The organism is Nocardioides sp. Soil_C_8, from assembly GCF_057656315.1.
This window is the reverse complement of the sequence record NZ_JBDGKQ010000002.1, coordinates 96,036-114,210: the sequence shown is the minus strand read 5'-3', so window position 1 is coordinate 114,210 and position 18,175 is coordinate 96,036. Positions and strand designations below refer to the sequence as shown.

Annotated in this window: 13 protein-coding genes; 10 read left to right on the top strand and 3 right to left on the bottom strand. The window is 72.9% G+C overall.

Annotated elements, in window-relative coordinates:
- Window positions 1-132: 132 nt before the first annotated feature.
- The 4 genes from ligA to AC3A3L_RS10315 all read left to right on the top strand — a co-directional run bounded on the left by ligA (window position 133) and on the right by AC3A3L_RS10315 (window position 6,578).
- Window positions 133-2,256, top strand: coding sequence for an NAD-dependent DNA ligase LigA (gene ligA / locus AC3A3L_RS10330; protein WP_487639946.1), 2,124 nt, complete (start codon window positions 133-135; stop codon window positions 2,254-2,256).
- Window positions 2,257-2,340: 84 nt separating this feature from the next.
- The gene (locus tag AC3A3L_RS10325) at window positions 2,341-3,588 is read left to right on the top strand and encodes a calcium-binding protein (RefSeq protein ID WP_487639945.1); all 1,248 of its coding nucleotides are present in this window, start codon (window positions 2,341-2,343) and stop codon (window positions 3,586-3,588) included.
- A gap of 85 nt (window positions 3,589-3,673) precedes the next feature.
- On the top strand, window positions 3,674-5,917 hold the full coding sequence (locus AC3A3L_RS10320; RefSeq protein WP_487639944.1) for a sensor histidine kinase: 2,244 nt from the start codon (window positions 3,674-3,676) through the stop codon (window positions 5,915-5,917).
- A 16-nt stretch (window positions 5,918-5,933) separates the two neighbouring features.
- Window positions 5,934-6,578, top strand: a complete 645-nt coding sequence (locus AC3A3L_RS10315) for a response regulator transcription factor (RefSeq protein WP_487639943.1) — start codon at window positions 5,934-5,936, stop codon at window positions 6,576-6,578.
- A gap of 15 nt (window positions 6,579-6,593) precedes the next feature.
- On the opposite strand, the gene AC3A3L_RS10310 is transcribed toward AC3A3L_RS10315, so the two are convergent.
- Genes AC3A3L_RS10310 through AC3A3L_RS10300 form a run of 3 tightly spaced genes read right to left on the bottom strand, consistent with a single transcriptional unit; the run spans window position 6,594 to window position 9,734 of the window.
- Window positions 6,594-7,517: an LCP family protein gene (locus AC3A3L_RS10310; RefSeq protein ID WP_487639942.1), complete on the bottom strand. Its 924-nt coding sequence runs from the start codon at window positions 7,515-7,517 to the stop codon at window positions 6,594-6,596.
- Window positions 7,514-8,119: a hypothetical protein gene (locus AC3A3L_RS10305; RefSeq protein WP_487639941.1), complete on the bottom strand. Its 606-nt coding sequence runs from the start codon at window positions 8,117-8,119 to the stop codon at window positions 7,514-7,516. Before AC3A3L_RS10305 ends, AC3A3L_RS10310 begins: the two co-directional genes overlap by 4 nt.
- Window positions 8,120-8,153: 34 nt before the next feature.
- Window positions 8,154-9,734, bottom strand: coding sequence for a N,N-dimethylformamidase beta subunit family domain-containing protein (locus AC3A3L_RS10300; RefSeq protein ID WP_487639940.1), 1,581 nt, complete (start codon window positions 9,732-9,734; stop codon window positions 8,154-8,156).
- A gap of 167 nt (window positions 9,735-9,901) precedes the next feature.
- On the opposite strand from AC3A3L_RS10300, the gene gatC reads away from it, so the two are divergent.
- The 6 genes from gatC (at window position 9,902) to AC3A3L_RS10270 (ending at window position 18,169) form a co-directional block, all read left to right on the top strand.
- On the top strand, window positions 9,902-10,201 hold the full coding sequence (gene gatC / locus AC3A3L_RS10295; RefSeq protein WP_487639939.1) for an Asp-tRNA(Asn)/Glu-tRNA(Gln) amidotransferase subunit GatC: 300 nt from the start codon (window positions 9,902-9,904) through the stop codon (window positions 10,199-10,201).
- The gene (gene gatA / locus AC3A3L_RS10290) at window positions 10,201-11,718 is read left to right on the top strand and encodes an Asp-tRNA(Asn)/Glu-tRNA(Gln) amidotransferase subunit GatA (RefSeq protein ID WP_487639938.1); all 1,518 of its coding nucleotides are present in this window, start codon (window positions 10,201-10,203) and stop codon (window positions 11,716-11,718) included. Before gatC ends, gatA begins: the two co-directional genes overlap by 1 nt.
- Entirely contained in the window at window positions 11,715-13,235 is a 1,521-nt protein-coding gene (gene gatB / locus AC3A3L_RS10285; RefSeq protein ID WP_487639937.1) for an Asp-tRNA(Asn)/Glu-tRNA(Gln) amidotransferase subunit GatB, read from the top strand. The genes gatA and gatB overlap by 4 nt, the downstream gene beginning before the upstream one ends.
- Window positions 13,236-13,398: 163 nt before the next feature.
- Entirely contained in the window at window positions 13,399-14,808 is a 1,410-nt protein-coding gene (locus tag AC3A3L_RS10280; RefSeq protein ID WP_487639936.1) for a prenyltransferase/squalene oxidase repeat-containing protein, read from the top strand.
- A 335-nt stretch (window positions 14,809-15,143) separates the two neighbouring features.
- Window positions 15,144-17,030: a prenyltransferase/squalene oxidase repeat-containing protein gene (locus AC3A3L_RS10275; protein ID WP_487639935.1), complete on the top strand. Its 1,887-nt coding sequence runs from the start codon at window positions 15,144-15,146 to the stop codon at window positions 17,028-17,030.
- Window positions 17,027-18,169 carry a hypothetical protein gene (locus AC3A3L_RS10270; RefSeq protein ID WP_487639934.1) on the top strand — a complete coding sequence of 381 codons (1,143 nt, stop codon included), beginning with the start codon at window positions 17,027-17,029 and terminating at the stop codon, window positions 18,167-18,169. The genes AC3A3L_RS10275 and AC3A3L_RS10270 overlap by 4 nt, the downstream gene beginning before the upstream one ends.
- Window positions 18,170-18,175 lie beyond the last annotated feature (6 nt).

Below are 18,175 nucleotides of genomic sequence, written 5' to 3'. Positions count from 1 at the left end.
CGGAACGGTTTCGTTCCACAACGTCACGGTAGCCAGATGCATTCCGATGGAACAAATCAGTTCCATCCGGTCCAGACCACCGGGCGCGTGCCGCGCTGAGCGTCTGTCGGACCCGACCGGCAGACTGTGCCCATGAGCACGTCCGAGCAGCCCGACCTCGAGGCCACCGACGCCACGGTGGCGTCCGCCCCACCCGAGGCGCGGGAGCGTCACCGTGAGCTCAGCGAGCAGGTGGACGACGCCCGCTGGCGCTACTACGTGCTCGACGACCCGACGCTGTCGGACGCCGACTTCGACGTGCGCCTGCGCGAGCTCGAGTCGCTGGAGGACCGGTTCCCCGAGCTCCGCACCCCCGACTCGCCCACCCAGAAGGTCGGCGGGGCGGTGTCCACCGAGTTCACCGCGGTCGACCACCTCCAGCGGATGGAGAGCCTCGACAACGCGTTCAGCTACGACGAGCTCCAGGGGTGGTACGCCCGGCTGCAGCGCGAGGGCCTCGAGGCGCCGGCGCTGCTGTGCGAGCTCAAGGTCGACGGCCTCGCGATCAACCTCCTCTACGAGGACGGCCGGCTGGTGCGGGCCCTCACCCGGGGTGACGGGCGCACCGGCGAGGACGTCACGCCCAACGTGAAGACGATCGACTCCGTGCCCCACCGGCTGACGGCAGCGGACGGCTTCCCGGTCCCCGAGCTGCTGGAGGTGCGCGGCGAGGTGTTCCTGCCGGTCGAGGCCTTCGAGCGGCTCAACGTGTCCATGACCGAGGCGGGCCGTCCCGCCTTCGCCAACCCCCGCAACGCCGCGGCGGGCTCGCTGCGGCAGAAGGACCCGCGCGTGACCGCGAGCCGGGCGCTGGGCATGGTGTGCCACGGCATCGGCGAGCGCCGCGGGTTCGAGCCGGTGGCCCAGTCCCACGCCTACGAGGCGCTGGCTGCCTGGGGCCTGCCGACCTCCGACCAGGTGCGGGTGGTGCCGACGCTGAAGGACGTCGAGGCCTATGTCGAGCACGCCGGCGAGCACCGCCACTCCATCGTCCCCTACGAGATCGACGGCGTCGTGGTGAAGGTCGACGAGGTCTCGCTCCAGCGGCGGATGGGCTCGACGTCGCGAGCCCCGCGGTGGGCGATTGCGTTCAAGTACCCGCCCGAGGAGGTCAACGCCAGGCTCCTCGACATCCGCGTCAACATCGGTCGCACCGGGCGGGCCACCCCCTACGGCGTCATGGAGCCGACGAAGGTGGCGGGGTCCACGGTCGAGAACGCGACCCTCCACAACCGCCACGAGGTCGAGCGCAAGGACGTCCGCCCGGGTGACACCGTCGTGCTGCGCAAGGCGGGCGACGTGATCCCCGAGATCGTCGGGCCCGTGCTCGGCCTGCGCCCCGAGGGCCTGGAGAAGTGGGTCATGCCGGAGGACTGCCCGTCCTGCGGCACGCGACTGGCCGAGCAGAAGGAGGGCGACAAGGACCTCCGCTGCCCCAACCACCAGCACTGCCCGGCGCAGGTCCGCGAGCGGGTCTTCCACGTGGCCGGCCGTGGCGCCTTCGACATCGAGGGCCTGGGCTACGAAGCGGCCTCTGCCCTGATCGACGCCGGCGTGATCACCGACGAGGGCGACCTGTTCTCGCTGACCCGCGACCAGCTGGTCACGGCGCCGCTGTTCACCCGGGCGCCCAAGAAGGGCGAGGACGGGCCGCAGCTCTCCGCCAACGGTGAGCGACTGGCCGCCAACCTCGACCGGGCCAAGCAGGTGCCGCTGTGGCGGGTGCTGGTCGCGCTGTCCATCCGCCACGTCGGCCCCACCGCGGCGCGTGCGCTGGCGCAGGAGTTCGAGTCGATGGCCGCCATCCGCGCGGCGACCGAGGAGGAGCTCGCGTCGGCCGAGGGGGTGGGCCCGACGATCGCCGAGGCCGTCATCGCGTGGTTCGAGGTCGACTGGCACCGCGCGATCGTCGACGCCTGGGAGGCCGACGGGGTGTCGATGGCCGACGAGCGCGACTCCTCGATCGCCCGCACCCTCGCGGGGCTCACGATCGTGGCCACCGGCTCCCTGCAGCACTACACCCGCGACTCGGTCAAGGAGGCGATCATCAGCCGCGGCGGCAAGGCGGCGGGGTCGGTGTCGAAGAAGACCGACTACGTCGTGGTCGGGGACAACGCCGGCTCCAAGGCCGACAAGGCCGAGCAGCTCGGCGTCCCGGTGCTCGACGAGGACCAGTTCACGCTGCTGCTCGCGAAGGGGCCCGACGCGTTGGGCTGACCCCCGTGCGACGTCGGGGAGGTTTGAAGCCCCGCCATCGCGGTCATCAACCCCGGAACGACACACCACCTCCCGGGAGCCTGCATGCGCCTCGTCCGCCACCTCGTGCCCGCCGTCATCGCGACGGCCGGCCTCGCCGTCCCCCTCGCGGTCGCGCCGACCGCCCACGCCGCTCCGAGCTGCGCGGGCCTGAAGGCCACGATCGTCGGCAACGACAAGGCCAACTCGATCACCGGCACCCCGCGGCGGGACGTGGTCGTCGCCCGCGGCGGCAACGACACGATCCGGGGCCTGGGCGGCAACGACGTGGTCTGCGGGGGCGACGGCGCCGACACGATCCTCGGCGGGGAGGGCAACGACCGCCTCTACGGCGAGACCGACCTGGTGCGCCTCGACCAGTTCGGCCGCGTGGTCAAGAAGGGCGACACGATCGCCGGTGGCGCCGGCGACGACACGATCGACCTCGGCTACGACCCCCGCCCTGCCAGCGACGGCACCTCCGTGGTCCTCGACGGGCTCACCTACGTCAACGCCCCGGCGCCGGTCGTGGTCGACTTCCGCGCCGCCGGCACCGTCCCCATCGCCGCCGACGGCAACGACACCGTGACCGGTTTCGACGGCGGCATCCGGCTCGTGGGCACGCCGCTCGGTGACACCGTCAAGGGCACCAACAAGGCCGACGTGATCGCCGCGCGCGGCGGCGACGACACGATCTTCGGGCGTGGCGGCGACGACACGATCACCGCCGACGCCTCGGGGACCCTCGGCAACGACCGGCTGTTCGGGGACGCCGGCGACGACCAGCTGGTCGGAACCGTCGGCGTCGACACCTTCGTGGGCGGCAGCGGAGGCGACGTCCTGTCGACCGCGTCGGAGAGCCACCAGGTGTGGCGCGGCGGCAGCGGGAGCGACACGATGACCTTCCCGCTCCCAGCGGAGTCCGGGTTCATGGCCAAGGGCTACGGCGGGCAGGACAAGCTGCGCCTCCTGCCGAGCTCCAACCCCGCCCTCAAGCCGACCCTGCGCATCGACCAGCTCAGGAGGACGACCATCCGCGGCCTGCAGCCCTACACGCTCGAGGGCAAGGTCACCGGCTTCAGCGACGTGGTCCTGCCGGCCCGGGCGCTGTCGATCTTCAAGGGCAGCAACGACAGCGAGATCGTCACAGCCAACCCCGACTACCGCGTGAAGCTCTACGGACGCGGCGGCGCCGACGTGCTGACCGGTTCCGACGAGCCCGACCGCCTCGACGGCGGCAAGGGCTTCGACATCGCCCGTGGGCGCGGCGGCAACGACACCTGCAAGGCCGCTGAGAAGCGTTCCAGCTGCTGAGCACACCGAGGCTGCGGGCCCCGCCTGACACCCGCGGCCAGCGCGGCTGCTTCCCCCCGGCCGCGGGCGAGGGCACGATGCCTCCATGGCGCGCACCAGCAGGCTGCTCGTGCTCGCAGTGGCCTGGGCGGTGCCGGTCTGCTGGACCGTCCTCGCGCTGCTGGCCGGGCCGTCCGACGGCACCAGCCTCTCCTCGAGACTGCTGCCGTCGGCGGGCGTGCGCTGGGACGAGACGGTCCGCGTGCGGGCCACCTACGGCGAGACCGCGCTGCGACCCGGAGACGAGGTCCAGGCCGTCGACGGCCGCACGCTGGCAGACTGGGCCGACGGCGTCGGCGACTCCGACGACGTACGACGCGAGGTGGGCGACGTCGTGCGCTACGAGGTCCGGCGCACGGGCACGGGGCTCGACCTGATCCAGCAGGTCGACGTGACGCTCCACCGCTACCCGCTCGCCGCGGCCGTGCGAGCCGCCCCGCACGTCGTGCTCCTCCCCGTCCTGCTGCTCGCGCTGGGATCGTTCGCCTTCTGGTCGAGGCCGTCGGCGAGGTCCGCGTGGGCGTTCCTCGCCGCAGCCGCACTGCTGCCCTCGACGCTGACCTCCACCCCGCTGGGCCTCGGCGTCGTCGACCTCGCCGGTGCGCGCGGCACCTGGCCCGCGGTCGTCGGCGAGGTGATGGCCGCCGTCGGCCTGGTGGCGCTGATGATCGCCGTCGCGCTGCTGACCCAGCCCGAAGGCCGCGGACGGTGGCTGACAGCGGCGCTGCTCGCCGCCCCCGCGGTGGGGTACGCCGTCTGGGTGGCGGCACTCTCCGAGGGGGCCGGTTCCGCGCTGGAGCTGCAGGCGGTGCTGGCGACCGTCTGGGCACCGGCCCTCTGGGCCACGGTCCCGGCCCTGCTCGTGATCGCGACGCTGGCCCACCTCCGGGCGCGAGGGCGCTCCGACGTGCTCGCCACGAGGCTCGCCCTCCTCGGCGTCGGCGCGGGCGTCGGCGCCTGGCTGGTGCTCGGTCCCGTACCGGACCTCCTCACCGGCGCGCCGGTGCTGCGCGAGGACCTCCTCGTCCTGCTCGGTGGCGGGATCGCCGTGGCGTGTGTCGCCGTGGCCACGGGGCGCTACCACCTCGGCGAGATCGAGCCGCGGGTCCGCCGCGGGCTCGTCCAGGCCCTCGTGCTGGTCGTGGTGGGAGCTGCTTTCGCCGGTGCCGTGCGGGCGGTGGACGCGGCGGCGGACATCTCCGCCAGCTCGATGCTGGCCGGCGGCCTGCTGGCGCTGCTGCTCCTGCCCGCCGGTGTCGTGGTCCAGCGAACCGTGCGCCGCGTGGTCTACGGCGACCGGGAGTTCCCGCACCGGGTGGTGTCGGACCTGCGGCGTCTCGACGCGATGACCGCGCCCGAGGACGCGCTGCGGGAGGCCCTCGAGCTGCTCGCCCGTCGCCTGCACCTCTCGTACGCGGCCGTCGACGTGCTGGCCACGCCCAGCTCTGGGCCGATCGCCGCCGAGATCGGCGTTCCGACGGGCACGCCCGCGACCGTCGACCTCTCGGTCGGCGGCACCACGGTGGGACACCTGCGGGTGGAGGTCGACGCCGGTCACGACCCCTTCGGCCCGGGTGACCAGCGGCTCCTCGAGGACGTGGGGACCCAGGTCGGTGCGCTCGTGCAGGCGGTCACGGTCAACCGGGAGCTCCAGCTCTCCCGCCAGCGACTGGTCGCTGCCCGCGAGGAGGAGCGGCGGCGGCTCCGGCGTGACCTGCACGACGGGCTCGGACCCTCCCTCGCGTCGCTCGCGATGCGCCTCGAGGCGGCCTCCGACCTCATCGACGAGGACCCCGAGCAGGCGTCGAGCCTGGTGTCGCGGCTCTCGGACCAGGCCCGTGAGGGCATCGGCGAGGTCCGTCGCCTGGTGGAGGGGCTGCGTCCACCCGCGCTGGACCAGCTCGGCCTGGTCTCGGCGCTGCGTCACCGCGCCGCCGAGCACGGCTCCGCCGGCACAGGGGTGCCGTGGACGGTGGAGGCCGCCGACGACATCGAGCCGCTCCCCGCCGCGGTGGAGGTCGCGGCCTACCGCATCGTGGTCGAGGCGGTGACCAACGTGCAGCGCCACAGCGGCGCCGACGGCTGCGTCGTACGCCTGGCGCGGACGGACGGTGAGCTGCACATCGACGTCACCGACACGGGATCGGGACTGGCTGTGGACCGTCGCCCGGGTGTAGGCCTGTCCTCGATGCGGGAGCGCGCCGAGGAGCTCGGCGGGTCGTTCGAGGCCGGGGACCGCCCCGGTGGCGGCACCGTGGTCGAGGTGCGGCTGCCGCTCGACCAGGGCTGACAGCGAGGAGGAGCCGATGGAGAACCACCGGGTGTTGATCGCCGACGACCACGACGAGTTCCGGCGGGGCCTGGAGGCCCTGCTGGCCGCGACGCCGGACGTCGAGGTGGTGGGCACCGCCTCCGACGGCGCGATGGCCATCGCGCTGGCCCTGGACCTCCAGCCCGACGTGGTGCTGATGGACCTGCAGATGCCCCGGGTCAACGGCATCGACGCGACGGCGCAGATCGTCGCCTCCTCGCCCCACATCGGGGTGCTCGTCCTGACGATGATGGAGGACGAGGAGTCGGTCTTCGCCGCGATGCGGGCCGGAGCCCGGGGCTACCTGCTCAAGGGTGCGCGCCGCGGTGAGATCGTGCGTGCGGTCGAGGCCGTGGGCGCCGGCGAGGTGATCTTCGCGCCCGGTGTCGCCGACCGGGTGATGGACTACTTCCTCGGGGTGCGCAACCGGCCGGTCGCCGACGCCTTCCCCGACCTCACCGAGCGCGAACGCGTCGTGCTCGGCCTCATCGCGGAGGGCAAGGAGAACGGCGAGATCGCCCGGCAGCTCGGACTGTCGGTCAAGACGGTCCGCAACCATGCCAGCAACATCTTCGCCAAGCTGCAGGTGGCGCACCGTGCCCAGGCGATCGTCAAGGCGCGCGAGGCCGGGCTGGGCTGAGCAGCGGCGGGTCGGTCAGCCGGACCCGTCGCGGCAACCGCCCTGGAGCCGCGCGTCGTCCTGGGCGTCCTGCCCGACGGCGCGGGCCTGCCTCATGTCGGGATAGACCACCGCGGCGCCGCTCTCCACCCCGAAGGTGCCCACGATGATGCAGGAGTCCGTACGACGCGGGTCGACCGTGGTCAGCGCCTGCACGAGCCGGTAGACCTGCGAGGGCGTCATGTCGGTCTGCAGCCCGCCGAGCGCGGACAGCGCGACCCCCTCCATGAAGCCCGCCTCGTCCTCGGCCCCGCGCAGCCGCTCGAGCACCCCGAGGAGCAGCCGCTGGTGGTTGGCCGCTCGCTCGAAGTCGCTCCCGCCGGGGAGCGTCTCGCGGGTGCGGGCGTAGTAGAGCGCCTCGTCGGGGTCGAAGGTGTTGCGGCCGCGTCGCACGTGGACGTCGCCCTCCTCGGTGGTGAACGCCAGCGGCGAGTCCACGTGGACGTCGCCCACGGCGCCCATCATCGACAGGAACCCCTCGAACCCGGTCACCACGACCACGTCGGGCGCGATCCCGAGCAGGTCGTCGACCTCGCGCGCGACCCCGTCCGTCCCCTCGTCGCGCAGCGCGGTGTTGAGACGGGCGCGACCGTCGCTCATCTCGACGTAGAGGTCACGGGGGAGGCCGATCGCGACGGCCCGGCCGGTGTCGAGGTGCACGCCGACGAGCTGGATGGCGTCGGTCAGGCCCGTCGTCACGTCGTCCCCGGCGGCGGCCTCCGAGCCGAGGGCCAGGACCCAGACGATGCCGTCGCCGGCGTCGACGGCCTTGGCGGTGCCGACGGTCGTCAGGCTGATGCTCGTGGGGTGCACCGAGGCGGCCGGCACGACCAGCGTGGCCCCGGCGAGCAGCGCCGCCAGCGTGGTGGCGCGCCGCACCCACCTCGGTCGCCGCATCATGACTCCGCCTCGGCCGGTGTCTCGTCGCCGTCGTCGAACCTGACGTCGTAGCCGAAGATCGACCAGGTGCCGTCGTCGTCGGGCTCGAGCATGAACCGTCCGTCGAGCTCGAGCTCTCGGGTCGTGCCGTCACCCATGGTGGCGTCGAAGGCGAAGTGCACCGCGGCCGTCCCGCCGAGCACCTCCTCCGTCCGGGTCAGGAACGAGAGCCTGGCGTCGAGGGCGGTGGCGCGCACGGCGGTCGCGTCGCGCGCCGTGGCCGCGGTGAGCAGGTCGATGTCGCGGGTGGCCTTGCGGGCGGCCACGCTGGTGAAGGGTTCGAAGGCCTGGACGAACTCCTGGCGGGGGAAGTCGCCGAGGAAGGCGGCCACCACGTAGTCGGAGAGCGCGTCGCCGACGGCGCCCTCGATCTCGGCGCGGGTCCTCTCGTCGAGGCGCTCGGCCCCGGTGACCGTCTGCACGCGGAGCGCGGCCGACTGGGCCGTCGGGGTCCGTTCGTCGTCGGGCGGGCCGTTGTCCGAGCACCCGGTCGCGAGCGCCGTCGCCAGGACCGCGACGCCGACGCGCGCGGTCCACGAGGCGCGACGGCGAGTGGGGCCCATGGCGATCATCATGACCGACGCAGCGCTGCCTGTCTCAGCTCGCCGGGACCGTGTTGACGGTGGAGAGGTCGAACGCCTCCACGTTGTCCCGGGCCGGGTGTCGTGCGCCGACCGGGCCGCGGGCGAACTCGGTGACCAGGGTGGCGGTCACCGTCCGGGTGAACTCCCGGGTGACGGGGCCCAGCGGGCGTTCGCACCGGTCGACCATGGCGCAGCCCCAGCGCAGGGTGCCGGCGTTGAAGACCCCGGCACCCGAGGTGGCCGTGTAGTACACCGACTGCGTCGTGGTGGTCACGCCCCGGCACGAGTACGGCGAGTGGCTCAGCACCTGCAGCGGTCGCGGCAGCCGGCCGTCTGGGTACACCCGGTCGGCCTCGGGGCCCACGAGTCCCGGGACGTGGTCGCCGCGGCGCACGCCCGTGCCGCGGAAGCCCCACCAGCCGGGGCTGGCGACGACGTAGTCGGTGTCGACGGGGAAGCACTCGTACTGCATCCCGAGGAGGTCGTGCTCGGGGCGCGGCACGGGCGGCTCGCGGAACATCGCCGTTGCGTCGACCGACCCCTGGGCGTAGAGCGGGTCGAGGTGGGCGGAGTGCCGGTAGCCGACGACCACGCGGGCCGGACCCTCGTCGCCGGGCTCCAGCCGGATCCGCCAGTACATGGTGTTCGCGCCGAGGAAGGCGAGGTTGGTCCCGGCGTCGCGGGCCCCGAGGACGGCGTCTCGCATCGAGTTGGTCCAGTACTCGTCGTGCCCCATGGACACGTAGCCTCGGGCGCCGGCGAGCGACGTCGGCGTGGTGTGCAGGTCGACGTTGGTGAAGTACGACAGCGGCACGCCGGTGCTCTCCGCGCGCACGACGACCGGGATGGCCGCGGTGCGGTAGTCGTTGGCCCCGGTGGCGCCGTTGTAGGGCCGGTCGAAGCTCACGGCGTGGCTCGGGCTGTCGCCGTTGGCGCCGGCGTACAGGCTGTAGCCGCCCCACTCGTTGTAGGCCTGCCACGTGGTGACGGGTGCGACCAGCGCGACGGTGCCCTCCGCGGTCTCGGACGTCACGACGTACGGCACCTGGGTCTCCCACCCCGTGTCCGTGCGCAGCCGGAAGACGTAGAAGCCGGGCGTCCACGACGAGGTGTCGACGGTCAGGTCGCGGTCCCAGGGCGCGACGACCGTGCGCCGCTCGTACGACGCGTAGCGCGGCGCGGGCTGCTGCCGGCCCCGCCGGAAGCCGGACTCCCAGACGAACATCCCGGTGCCACCGGCGTACGACCCGATCCGGTACGCCGCCGCCTCCCAGCCGCCCTCGGTGGTGGACACCTTGAGGCCCACCTGCGTGCCCGGGACGCCGCTGGCGTGGGTGGTGTAGGCCGCGACCTCGCCGTGGAGGGACTGCCGGGTCAGGCGCCAGTCCTCCGAGCCGCGCGGCTCGGGGGTCGGCTCGGGCTCCGCCTGCTCCGTCTGCTCGGTGTCGGTCCCGGTGTCCGCCTGCTCCCGCGGGAGGCCGATCGCCGCCCCGTCGACCGCGTCCGTGCCCGTCCGCGCGGCGGACGCGCACCCCGTCACCAGCACCGCCGCCACCGTCGCCGCCACCGTCGCCGTCGTCCACCGTGCCCGCATCGCCATCTCCTCCGCCGTGGCGTCGGAGGGTCCGTCGCCGCGCTGACGACGCTCGTCCGAGGGCACTTCCCGGCACATGGGGCGCTGATCCCGGGCAGGCGGGACGATCCGACCGCGGTCCCGACCGGGGGCGGGAGCGAGCCGGCCGGGGACCTAGGATCAACCCCATGCCCGAGATTTCCCGGGACGAGGTGGCCCACCTGGCCATGCTCGCCCGCATCGACCTCTCCGACGCCGAGCTCGACCACCTGGCGCCCCAGCTGAGCGTGATCCTCGAGTCGGTGGCCTCCATCAACGGGGTCGCAGGTGACGACGTGCCGCCCACCTCGCACGCCCTCCCGCTGACCAACGTCTTCCGCGACGACGTCGTGGTGCCGGGCCTGACGGCCGAGGAGGCGCTGTCCGGCGCCCCTGCTGTCGAGGACCAGCGGTTCTCCGTCCCGCGGATCCTCGGCGAGGAGGCGTGATGGGCGACCTGACCCGCAGCACCGCTGCCGCGCTCGCCGACGGTCTCGCCGCCGGTGAGGTCACCTCCGTCGAGCTCACCGAGGCCCACCTCGACCGGATCGACGCCGTCGACGGCGCCGTGCACGCCTTCCTGCACGTCGACCGCGACGGTGCCCTGGCCGACGCCGCCGACTCCGACGCCCGCCGCGCCCGCGACGAGGCACGCGGCCCGCTCGACGGCGTACCGGTCGCGGTCAAGGACGTGCTGACCACCCGGGGGCTCCCGACCACGTGTGGCTCCAAGATCCTCGAGGGCTGGGTGCCGCCCTACGACGCCACCGTCGTCGCGCGGCTGCGCCAGGCCGGCCTGCCGATCCTGGGCAAGACCAACATGGACGAGTTCGCGATGGGCTCCTCCACCGAGCACTCCGCCTACGGCCCCACCCGCAACCCGTGGGACCTCGAGCGCATCCCGGGCGGCTCTGGCGGCGGCTCGGCGGCAGCCGTCGCCGCCTTCGAGGCACCCCTCGCCATCGGCACCGACACCGGCGGCTCGATCCGCCAGCCCGGCGCCGTCACCGGCACCGTCGGCGTGAAGCCGACCTACGGCGGCGTCTCCCGCTACGGGCTGGTGGCCCTCGCCAACAGCCTCGACCAGGCAGGACCGGTCACCCGGACGGTGCTCGACGCCGCGATGCTGCACGACGTGATCGGCGGCCACGACCCGCGCGACTCGACGTCGATCCGGCAGGACTGGCCGTCGTTCACCGAGGCGGCGAAGGCCGGCTCGACGGGCGACATGAGCGGCGTCAAGGTCGGCGTGATCACCGAGCTCGCCGGCGAGGGCTGGCAGGGCGGCGTGATGGCGCGCTTCCAGGAGTCGGTCGACCTGCTCGTCAAGGCAGGCGCCGAGGTCGTCGAGGTGTCGTGCCCGTCCTTCGTGCACGCCCTCGCCACCTACTACCTGATCCTCCCGGCCGAGGCGTCCAGCAACCTCGCGAAGTTCGACGCGATGCGCTACGGCCTGCGGGTGACGCCCGAGGGCGACCCCAGCGCCGAGGAGGTCATGCGCGCGACGCGCGACGCCGGGTTCGGCGACGAGGTGAAGCGCCGCATCATCCTCGGCACCTACGCGCTCTCCAGCGGCTACTACGACGCCTACTACGGCCAGGCCCAGAAGATCCGCACGCTGATCAGCCGCGACTTCGACGCCGCCTTCGCCGACGTCGACGTGCTCGTCTCGCCGACCGCACCCACCACGGCGTTCAAGCTGGGGGAGAAGCTCGACGACCCGATGGCGATGTACCTCAACGACCTCGCCACCATCCCCGCCAACCTCGCCGGCGTACCGGGGATCTCCGTCCCCAACGGGCTCGCCGACGAGGACGGCCTGCCCAGCGGGTTCCAGGTGCTCGCCCCGGCGCTCGCCGACGACCGCGTCTACCGCGTCGGTGCCGCACTTGAGGCCCTGTACGCCGACCAGTGGGGCGGTCCGCTCCTCGACAAGGCACCCGTCCTGGAAGGAGTGGCGCGATGACCGCGACCCGCACCGAGAACGTGATGGCGTTCGACGACGTCCTGGCGGCCTACGACCCGGCCCTCGGGCTCGAGGTCCACGTCGAGCTCAACACGGCGTCCAAGATGTTCTGCGGCTGCCCGGCCGTCTTCGGTGGCGAGCCCAACGCGGGCGTGTGCCCGACCTGCCTCGGGCTGCCCGGCGCGATGCCGGTGGTCAACGGCAAGGCGGTGGAGTCGGCCATCCGCATCGGCCTCGCGCTCAACTGCGACATCGCCGAGTGGTGCCGGTTCGCCCGGAAGAACTACTTCTACCCGGACATGCCGAAGAACTTCCAGACCTCGCAGTACGACGAGCCGATCTGCTTCGACGGCTACATGGACGTCACAGTGCCCAACCAGGATGGGGACGACGAGACCTACCGGGTCGAGATCGAGCGCGCCCACATGGAGGAGGACACCGGCAAGTCGCTGCACGTCGGTGGCGCCACCGGCCGCATCCACGGCGCCGACCACTCCCTCGTCGACTACAACCGCGCCGGAATCCCGCTCATCGAGATCGTCACCCGCCCGATCCTCGGCGCGGGCGAGAAGGCGCCCGAGGTGGCGAGGGCGTACGTCGCCCAGCTGCGCGAGCTGATCGTGGCGCTCGGCGTCTCCGAGGCCCGGATGGACCAGGGCAACCTGCGCGCCGACGTCAACCTGTCGCTCTCGCCCAAGGGCAGCGGCGTCCTCGGCACCCGCACGGAGACCAAGAACGTCAACTCGTTCCGCTCGGTGGAGCGGGCGGTGCGTTTCGAGATGCAGCGCCACGCCGCGATCCTCAGCGGCGGCGGCTCGATCCTGCAGGAGACCCGCCACTGGCACGAGGACACCGGCATCACCACGAGCGGCCGCGAGAAGTCCGACGCCGAGGACTACCGCTACTTCCCGGAGCCCGACCTCGTCCCCGTGGCGCCGAGCCGCGAGTGGGTCGAGGAGCTGCGCGGGACGCTGCCGGAGAACCCGACCGTGCGCCGCGCGCGGCTGCAGGCCGAGTGGGGCTTCAGCGACATGGAGATGCGCGACACCATCGGGGCCGGCGCGCTCGGGCTGGTCGAGGAGACGATCGCTGAGGGTGCGGCGCCGCAGGCCGCCCGCAAGTGGTGGCTGGGCGAGCTCGCCCGCCGCAGCAACGAGGACGGCGTCGACATCGTCGACCTGCCGATCACCCCGGCCGACGTGGCCCGCATCCAGGCGCTGGTCGACGAGAAGGTCGTCAACGACAAGCTCGCCCGCCAGGTCTTCGAGGGCGTCCTCGCAGGTGAGGGCACCCCCGACGAGGTCGTCGAGAAGCGCGGGCTGGCCGTGGTGTCCGACGACGGCGCGCTCGGTGCCGCGGTGGACAACGCCATCGCCGCCAACCCCGACGTCGCCGACAAGATCCGCGACGGCAAGGTCGCCGCCGCAGGCGCCCTCATCGGCGCCGTGATGAAGGAGATGCGCGGGCAGGCCGACGCCGGGCGGGTCCGGGAGCTGATCCTGGAGAAGCTCTCCTGACCCCTACTTTGGTCGGAACATCCACCCGGAACGCTGTCTAGACAACTTGTTAGTGTGCTGGCGAGTCCCACTGGTCACATCACCAACCAACGCTCGCAGCATCGGGGGAGCGGTCGGCCGCAGCATGCGGTCGTGGACGACCTCGGCGAGCGGGAAGGAAGTCATGCACCATCGCATTCGACCCGTCCGCACGGCTCTGGTCGCCCTGTCGACCGCAGCCCTGGGGGTCGGCGTACTCGCCGCTCCGCCCGCCTCGGCGGAGCCCTCGTCCGCGCTGCGGTCCGCCAAGGCCGCGGTCAACACCGACAGCACCCCCTCGACCATCGCGGCCGAGTGGATCGCCGGAGAGCTCCGCGACGGCCTCATGGTCGGCTCGTCGGGCCCGGACTTCGGCCTCACCATCGACACCGGCATGGCGCTCGCGACCGTCTCCAGCCAGAGCGGGACCGTCACGGCGATCAACAACTCGCTCGAGCCGCGCATCGCCGAGTACGTCGGCGACGGGACCAAGGAGTCCTACGCCGGCGCACTGGCCAAGGCGGCCGCGTTCGCCCGGGTCGCCAAGAAGAACCCGACCAGCTACGGCGGCGTCAACCTGATCACGCGCCTCGAGGAGCGCACCGCCAACGTGCCCGCGGACCCGACCGCGGAGCCGCAGGCGGCTGCGTTCGCCGGGCGCATCTTCGACAAGTCGGAGTACGGCAACTACGCGAACGTGGTCGGTCAGTCCTACGCCGTGCGCGCCCTCACCCTGGCCCGCTCGACCGAGGCCACCGCGGCCCGCGACTTCCTGCTCAAGCAGCAGTGCGCGTCGGGCTACTTCCGTGCCGACTTCGCCAAGGCCGACGTGCCGAACCAGTCGTGCACCGAGGGCGCGGCAGGCAGCGAGGCCGACCCGGACGCCACCGCGCTCGCGGTGATCAACCTGGTCGAGTCGGGCGACAAGAGCGCGGCCGTCACGGGTGCCCTGGCCAAGGCCGGCACCTGGCTGGCTGACCGGCAGCGGGGCAGCGGTGCGTTCCGCGCCGCGGCGCCGGTGAGCAAGATCAACACCAACACCACCGCGATCGGTGGTTACGCCCTCGGGCTGCTGAAGAACCGCGACGCTGCCCTCAAGGCCGCGCTGTGGGTCCGCAAGAACCAGCCGGTCGACAAGTACAAGTGCCGCACCGCGCTGACCAAGGACACGGGTGCCGTCGCCTACCGCAAGGACCGGGTGAAGGCCTCCACCACCAGCGGCATCCCGGCCGACGCCCGTGACGAGTGGCGCCGTGCCACCGCGCAGGCGATCCTCGGCCTGCAGTTCTCGCCGGCCAGCAAGGACAAGCTCCGCATCGTGTCGGTGCGCAAGCAGGCCCGTGCCGGCGAGCGCGTGCAGTTCCGGGTCTTCGGCCTCGCCCCGAGCGAGAGCGCCTGCCTCCAGGTCAAGGGCGACTTCGTCCGGGTGAAGGGCAAGAAGACCGGTGACAAGATCGTCCGCAAGCTCCAGCTGCCCGCCGGCAACCAGCGGCGCGTCGGCCTGGTGAAGACCTCGGACGACGAGGCTCGTACGTCGCTGCGCGTGCGCAACTGATGCACGCCTGACGCACCACCAGCACCACACCGGCTCCACCACCCTCGGCCCGGCGTCCACGGAACTCGTCTCGTGGCGCCGGGCCGAGGTGCGTGCCGGGACCGGCGGGGGTTACGCTTCGCAGGCCGAGCCCGCCCGGGCCGGCACCACACACGCCCGAGCTGGGGAAAGCCGGTCTGATTCCGGCGCTGACCCGCAACCGTGGGCACGGGAGCGATCCCGTGCGAGCCGGAACACCCGCCTCGACGCGTCTTGATCACCATCGCTGTCGAGGAATGCAGCGGGGCGAGCCGGTGCATTCCGCCTCCCTCGTTGTCGCAGCGAGGGAAGGAACCATGAAGTTCTCCGCGTCGAGGACCGCCCTGTCGGGTCTCGCCCTCACCGTTGCCGCGTCGGCACTGGCGCAGCCCCTGCTCGCTCCCGCGGCCCAGGCCGCGACAGACGTCCCTGCCACCAGCGCCGCCCGTGCCGGCACCGGGTGGCTCGCCACCCAGCTCACCAGCGGGATCGTCCACAACGACCAGTTCGACTTCGACGACTACGGCCTGACCGTGGACATCGGCATCAGCATGGACGAGGTCGGTGGCGACCAAGCGCTCGTGCGCCAGATCCGCCAAGCCCTCGGCCCGCACGTCGACAGCTACGTCAGCGGCGTCGACTACGGCGTGCCCGAGGACCTCTATTCCGGCTCGCTGGCCAAGGCGCTCGTCTTCGCCCAGGTCAGCGGCGCCGACGCGAGGTCGTACGGCGGGTACGACCTGGTCAGCCAGGTCGAGGACCGCGTCACGACCAGCGGCCCGAGCCGGGGTCGGCTCGCCGACCAGCTCACCGGCGCCGACTACGCGAACTCGTTCGGCCAGGCCTTCGCCGCGCGTGGCCTCGCGGTCGCCGGGTCCGCGCGTGCGGGCGAGGTCACCGACTTCCTGCTCAAGCAGCAGTGCTCGGCCGGCTTCTTCCGGATCTTCTTCAACTCCGACCCGGACGCCGCCGACCAGGGCTGCGTGGACGGCACGGACGGGATCGACACCGACACCACCGCGCTCGTCGTGGCCCAGCTCGCCGCGATCCCATCGCGCTCGGCCCAGGTCGACGCCGCGATCGCGAAGGCCGTGGGGTGGCTCGTGGCGACGCAGAAGACCGACGGCTCCTTCATCGGCAGCGAGTTCACGCCTGACTCGAACACGAACAGCACGGGCCTCGCCGCGAGTGCCCTCGCTGCCGCCGGCAGGTGCGAGCAGGCCGGTCGCGCCGCCGAGTGGGTCGCCTCGCTGCAGGTCGGCCCCCAGCCCGCTGGCTCCCCGCTCGCCGGCGAGGAGGGCGCGCTGGCGTACTCCGCCGACACCCTCGCAACCGCGAAGACCCAGGGCATCACGGTGGAGGCGCGCGACCAGTGGCGTCGGGCCACCGTCCAGGCCGTTGCCGGACTCACGCACGTCCGCGGCTCGGTCACCGGCCTCACGGTCAGCGCCACCGGCACCCAGTCCGGCTCGTCCATCAGCCTCGCCGTCACCGGGGCGAAGACGGGCGACCGGTTCTGCCTCACCGGACCCGGCATCAACGGCAGCCGCAGCGTTGCCGTCACCGGTGACGGCACCCTCACCGGCAAGGTCGTCCTCCCCGCCACGACGGGCCCCGCGACGTACACCCTCACCGGCCGTGACGGCTCGACCACGCACACGGTCACCGTGGCCAAGCCCGCGGTGACCGCCCTCGGATCGGTCTCCGGTGTCCGCCTCGCCGGGCCCACGGGATTCAAGAAGGCCGGCAGCAAGGCCGACCTGGAGGTGCTCGGCGCCGCCCCGGGCGCGCGCTTCGTGCTCCGCGGTCCCGGGCTGTCGGACACCACGGTCGTGGCAGCATCGGACGGCGTGCTGACCCGCAAGGTGACCCTCCCCAAGGCCACGACGACCGCGGACTACGTGCTCGTGGGCTCCGACGGCCAGGTCGGCGACGCCGTCCGCGTGCTCGGCAAGCGAACCCTCAAGGTCTCCGCCGTCGCCGGCGACGGCCCCCGGACCCGCGTGCTGGTCCGCCGTCTCGGCGCCAAGGAGAAGGTGAAGGTGGTCGTCGCCGGCCGCACGCTCGCCAAGGGCCGTGCCAACGCCAAGGGCCGGTTCGTCACCCGCGTCGCCCTGCCGGACGGCCGGGCCAAGGTGCGTGTGCGCGCCGTGGGTCAGTTTCCCGCCCTGCGCTCCGGCTCGACGAGCGTGACGCTGCGATGACGACGTACGCCGTGCGCCGTGTGCTCTCCGCGCTCCTGCTGGTGGCCGCCCCGGGGTTCGTCCTCGGGTCGGCCCCCGCGGCGGGTGCTGCCACGTGCGCGTCCTCGGGCGGCGTCAGCGTCGTGGTCGACTACCGCGAGCTCGGTGGCGGCACCATCACCGCCTGCTCGGCCGACGGCGGCGGCAAGAGCGCCGCGGCGATCTTCGCCTCCGTCGGTGTCGGCATCTCCTACGCGACCCGCCAGCCCGGGTTCGTGTGCCGCGTCAACGGCGTGCCGACGAGCGACCCGTGCGTCAACGCCTCGCCGGCAAACGCCTACTGGGGCCTGTGGTGGGCGGACGGGTCGAAGGCGTCCTGGACCTACTCGTCCTACGGCGTCGGGTCCCTCACCGTTCCCGCCGGCGGCTCGGTCGGGTGGTCGTGGCAGCAGGACCGCACGGCCTCGACGAGTGTCCCGCCCGGCGTCGCCCCGCCCGTGACGACGACGTCGTCTCCGTCGCCCACGTCGACGCCGTCCCAGACGTCGTCGCCGACGTCCTCGCCCAGCCCGAGCGGTGGCTCGGGTGGCTCGGGTGGCTCGGGTGGCACGGCGGGATCCGGCGGCGGCTCGGGGAGCGGCTCGAACGGGGGATCGGGCAGTGGCTCCCAGTCCAGCAGCCCGTCCTCGTCGCCCTCCAGCGGCTCCGGCGGTTCCGGTGGCTCGGGCGGCTCGGGCTCGAGCCCGTCGTCGAGCCAGTCGTCCAGCTCGCCCACGAAGTCCTCGTCGCCTTCTGGCTCGCCCTCCCCGTCGGCCTCCGAGTCGCCGCTGGCCAGTGAGTCTCCAGGAGACTCACGGCGCGGTTCCGGCTCGGGGAAGGCCGGCGACGGCGAGGGCAAGAAGGGCGGCAAGGGGTCGGCGGACGGCTCGGAGAACGGTGAGTCTCCCAGCGACTCGCCGACCAGCGGCGGGGGTGACCCCTCCGCCTCGGCCGGTGAGTCTGCAGGAGACTCACTGTCCAACGCGTCCTCCGAGGCGGCCGAACCGGACGCGGACGGTCCCGCCCGCGTCCCGGCCGCACTCACCTGGGGCGTGCTCGTGCTGCTCGCGGTCGCGATCGCGGTCAGCGCGGTTGTCGCGCGTCGTAGACGGGGGGTCTGACGCGCT

Bases quoted from the DNA above. Each gene is read 5' to 3' on its own strand.
- AC3A3L_RS10300 (WP_487639940.1), bottom strand. From the start codon at position 9,734: ATGCGGGCACGGTGGACGACGGCGACGGTGGCGGCGACGGTGGCGGCG.
- AC3A3L_RS10275 (WP_487639935.1), top strand. From the start codon at position 15,144: ATGAAGTTCTCCGCGTCGAGGACCGCCCTGTCGGGTCTCGCCCTCACC.
- AC3A3L_RS10325 (WP_487639945.1), top strand. From the start codon at position 2,341: ATGCGCCTCGTCCGCCACCTCGTGCCCGCCGTCATCGCGACGGCCGGC.
- AC3A3L_RS10315 (WP_487639943.1), top strand. From the start codon at position 5,934: ATGGAGAACCACCGGGTGTTGATCGCCGACGACCACGACGAGTTCCGG.
- AC3A3L_RS10320 (WP_487639944.1), top strand. From the start codon at position 3,674: ATGGCGCGCACCAGCAGGCTGCTCGTGCTCGCAGTGGCCTGGGCGGTG.
- AC3A3L_RS10270 (WP_487639934.1), top strand. From the start codon at position 17,027: ATGACGACGTACGCCGTGCGCCGTGTGCTCTCCGCGCTCCTGCTGGTG.
- AC3A3L_RS10280 (WP_487639936.1), top strand. From the start codon at position 13,399: ATGCACCATCGCATTCGACCCGTCCGCACGGCTCTGGTCGCCCTGTCG.
- gatB (WP_487639937.1), top strand. From the start codon at position 11,715: ATGACCGCGACCCGCACCGAGAACGTGATGGCGTTCGACGACGTCCTG.
- AC3A3L_RS10310 (WP_487639942.1), bottom strand. From the start codon at position 7,517: ATGATGCGGCGACCGAGGTGGGTGCGGCGCGCCACCACGCTGGCGGCG.
- ligA (WP_487639946.1), top strand. From the start codon at position 133: ATGAGCACGTCCGAGCAGCCCGACCTCGAGGCCACCGACGCCACGGTG.
- gatA (WP_487639938.1), top strand. From the start codon at position 10,201: ATGGGCGACCTGACCCGCAGCACCGCTGCCGCGCTCGCCGACGGTCTC.
- AC3A3L_RS10305 (WP_487639941.1), bottom strand. From the start codon at position 8,119: ATGGGCCCCACTCGCCGTCGCGCCTCGTGGACCGCGCGCGTCGGCGTC.
- gatC (WP_487639939.1), top strand. From the start codon at position 9,902: ATGCCCGAGATTTCCCGGGACGAGGTGGCCCACCTGGCCATGCTCGCC.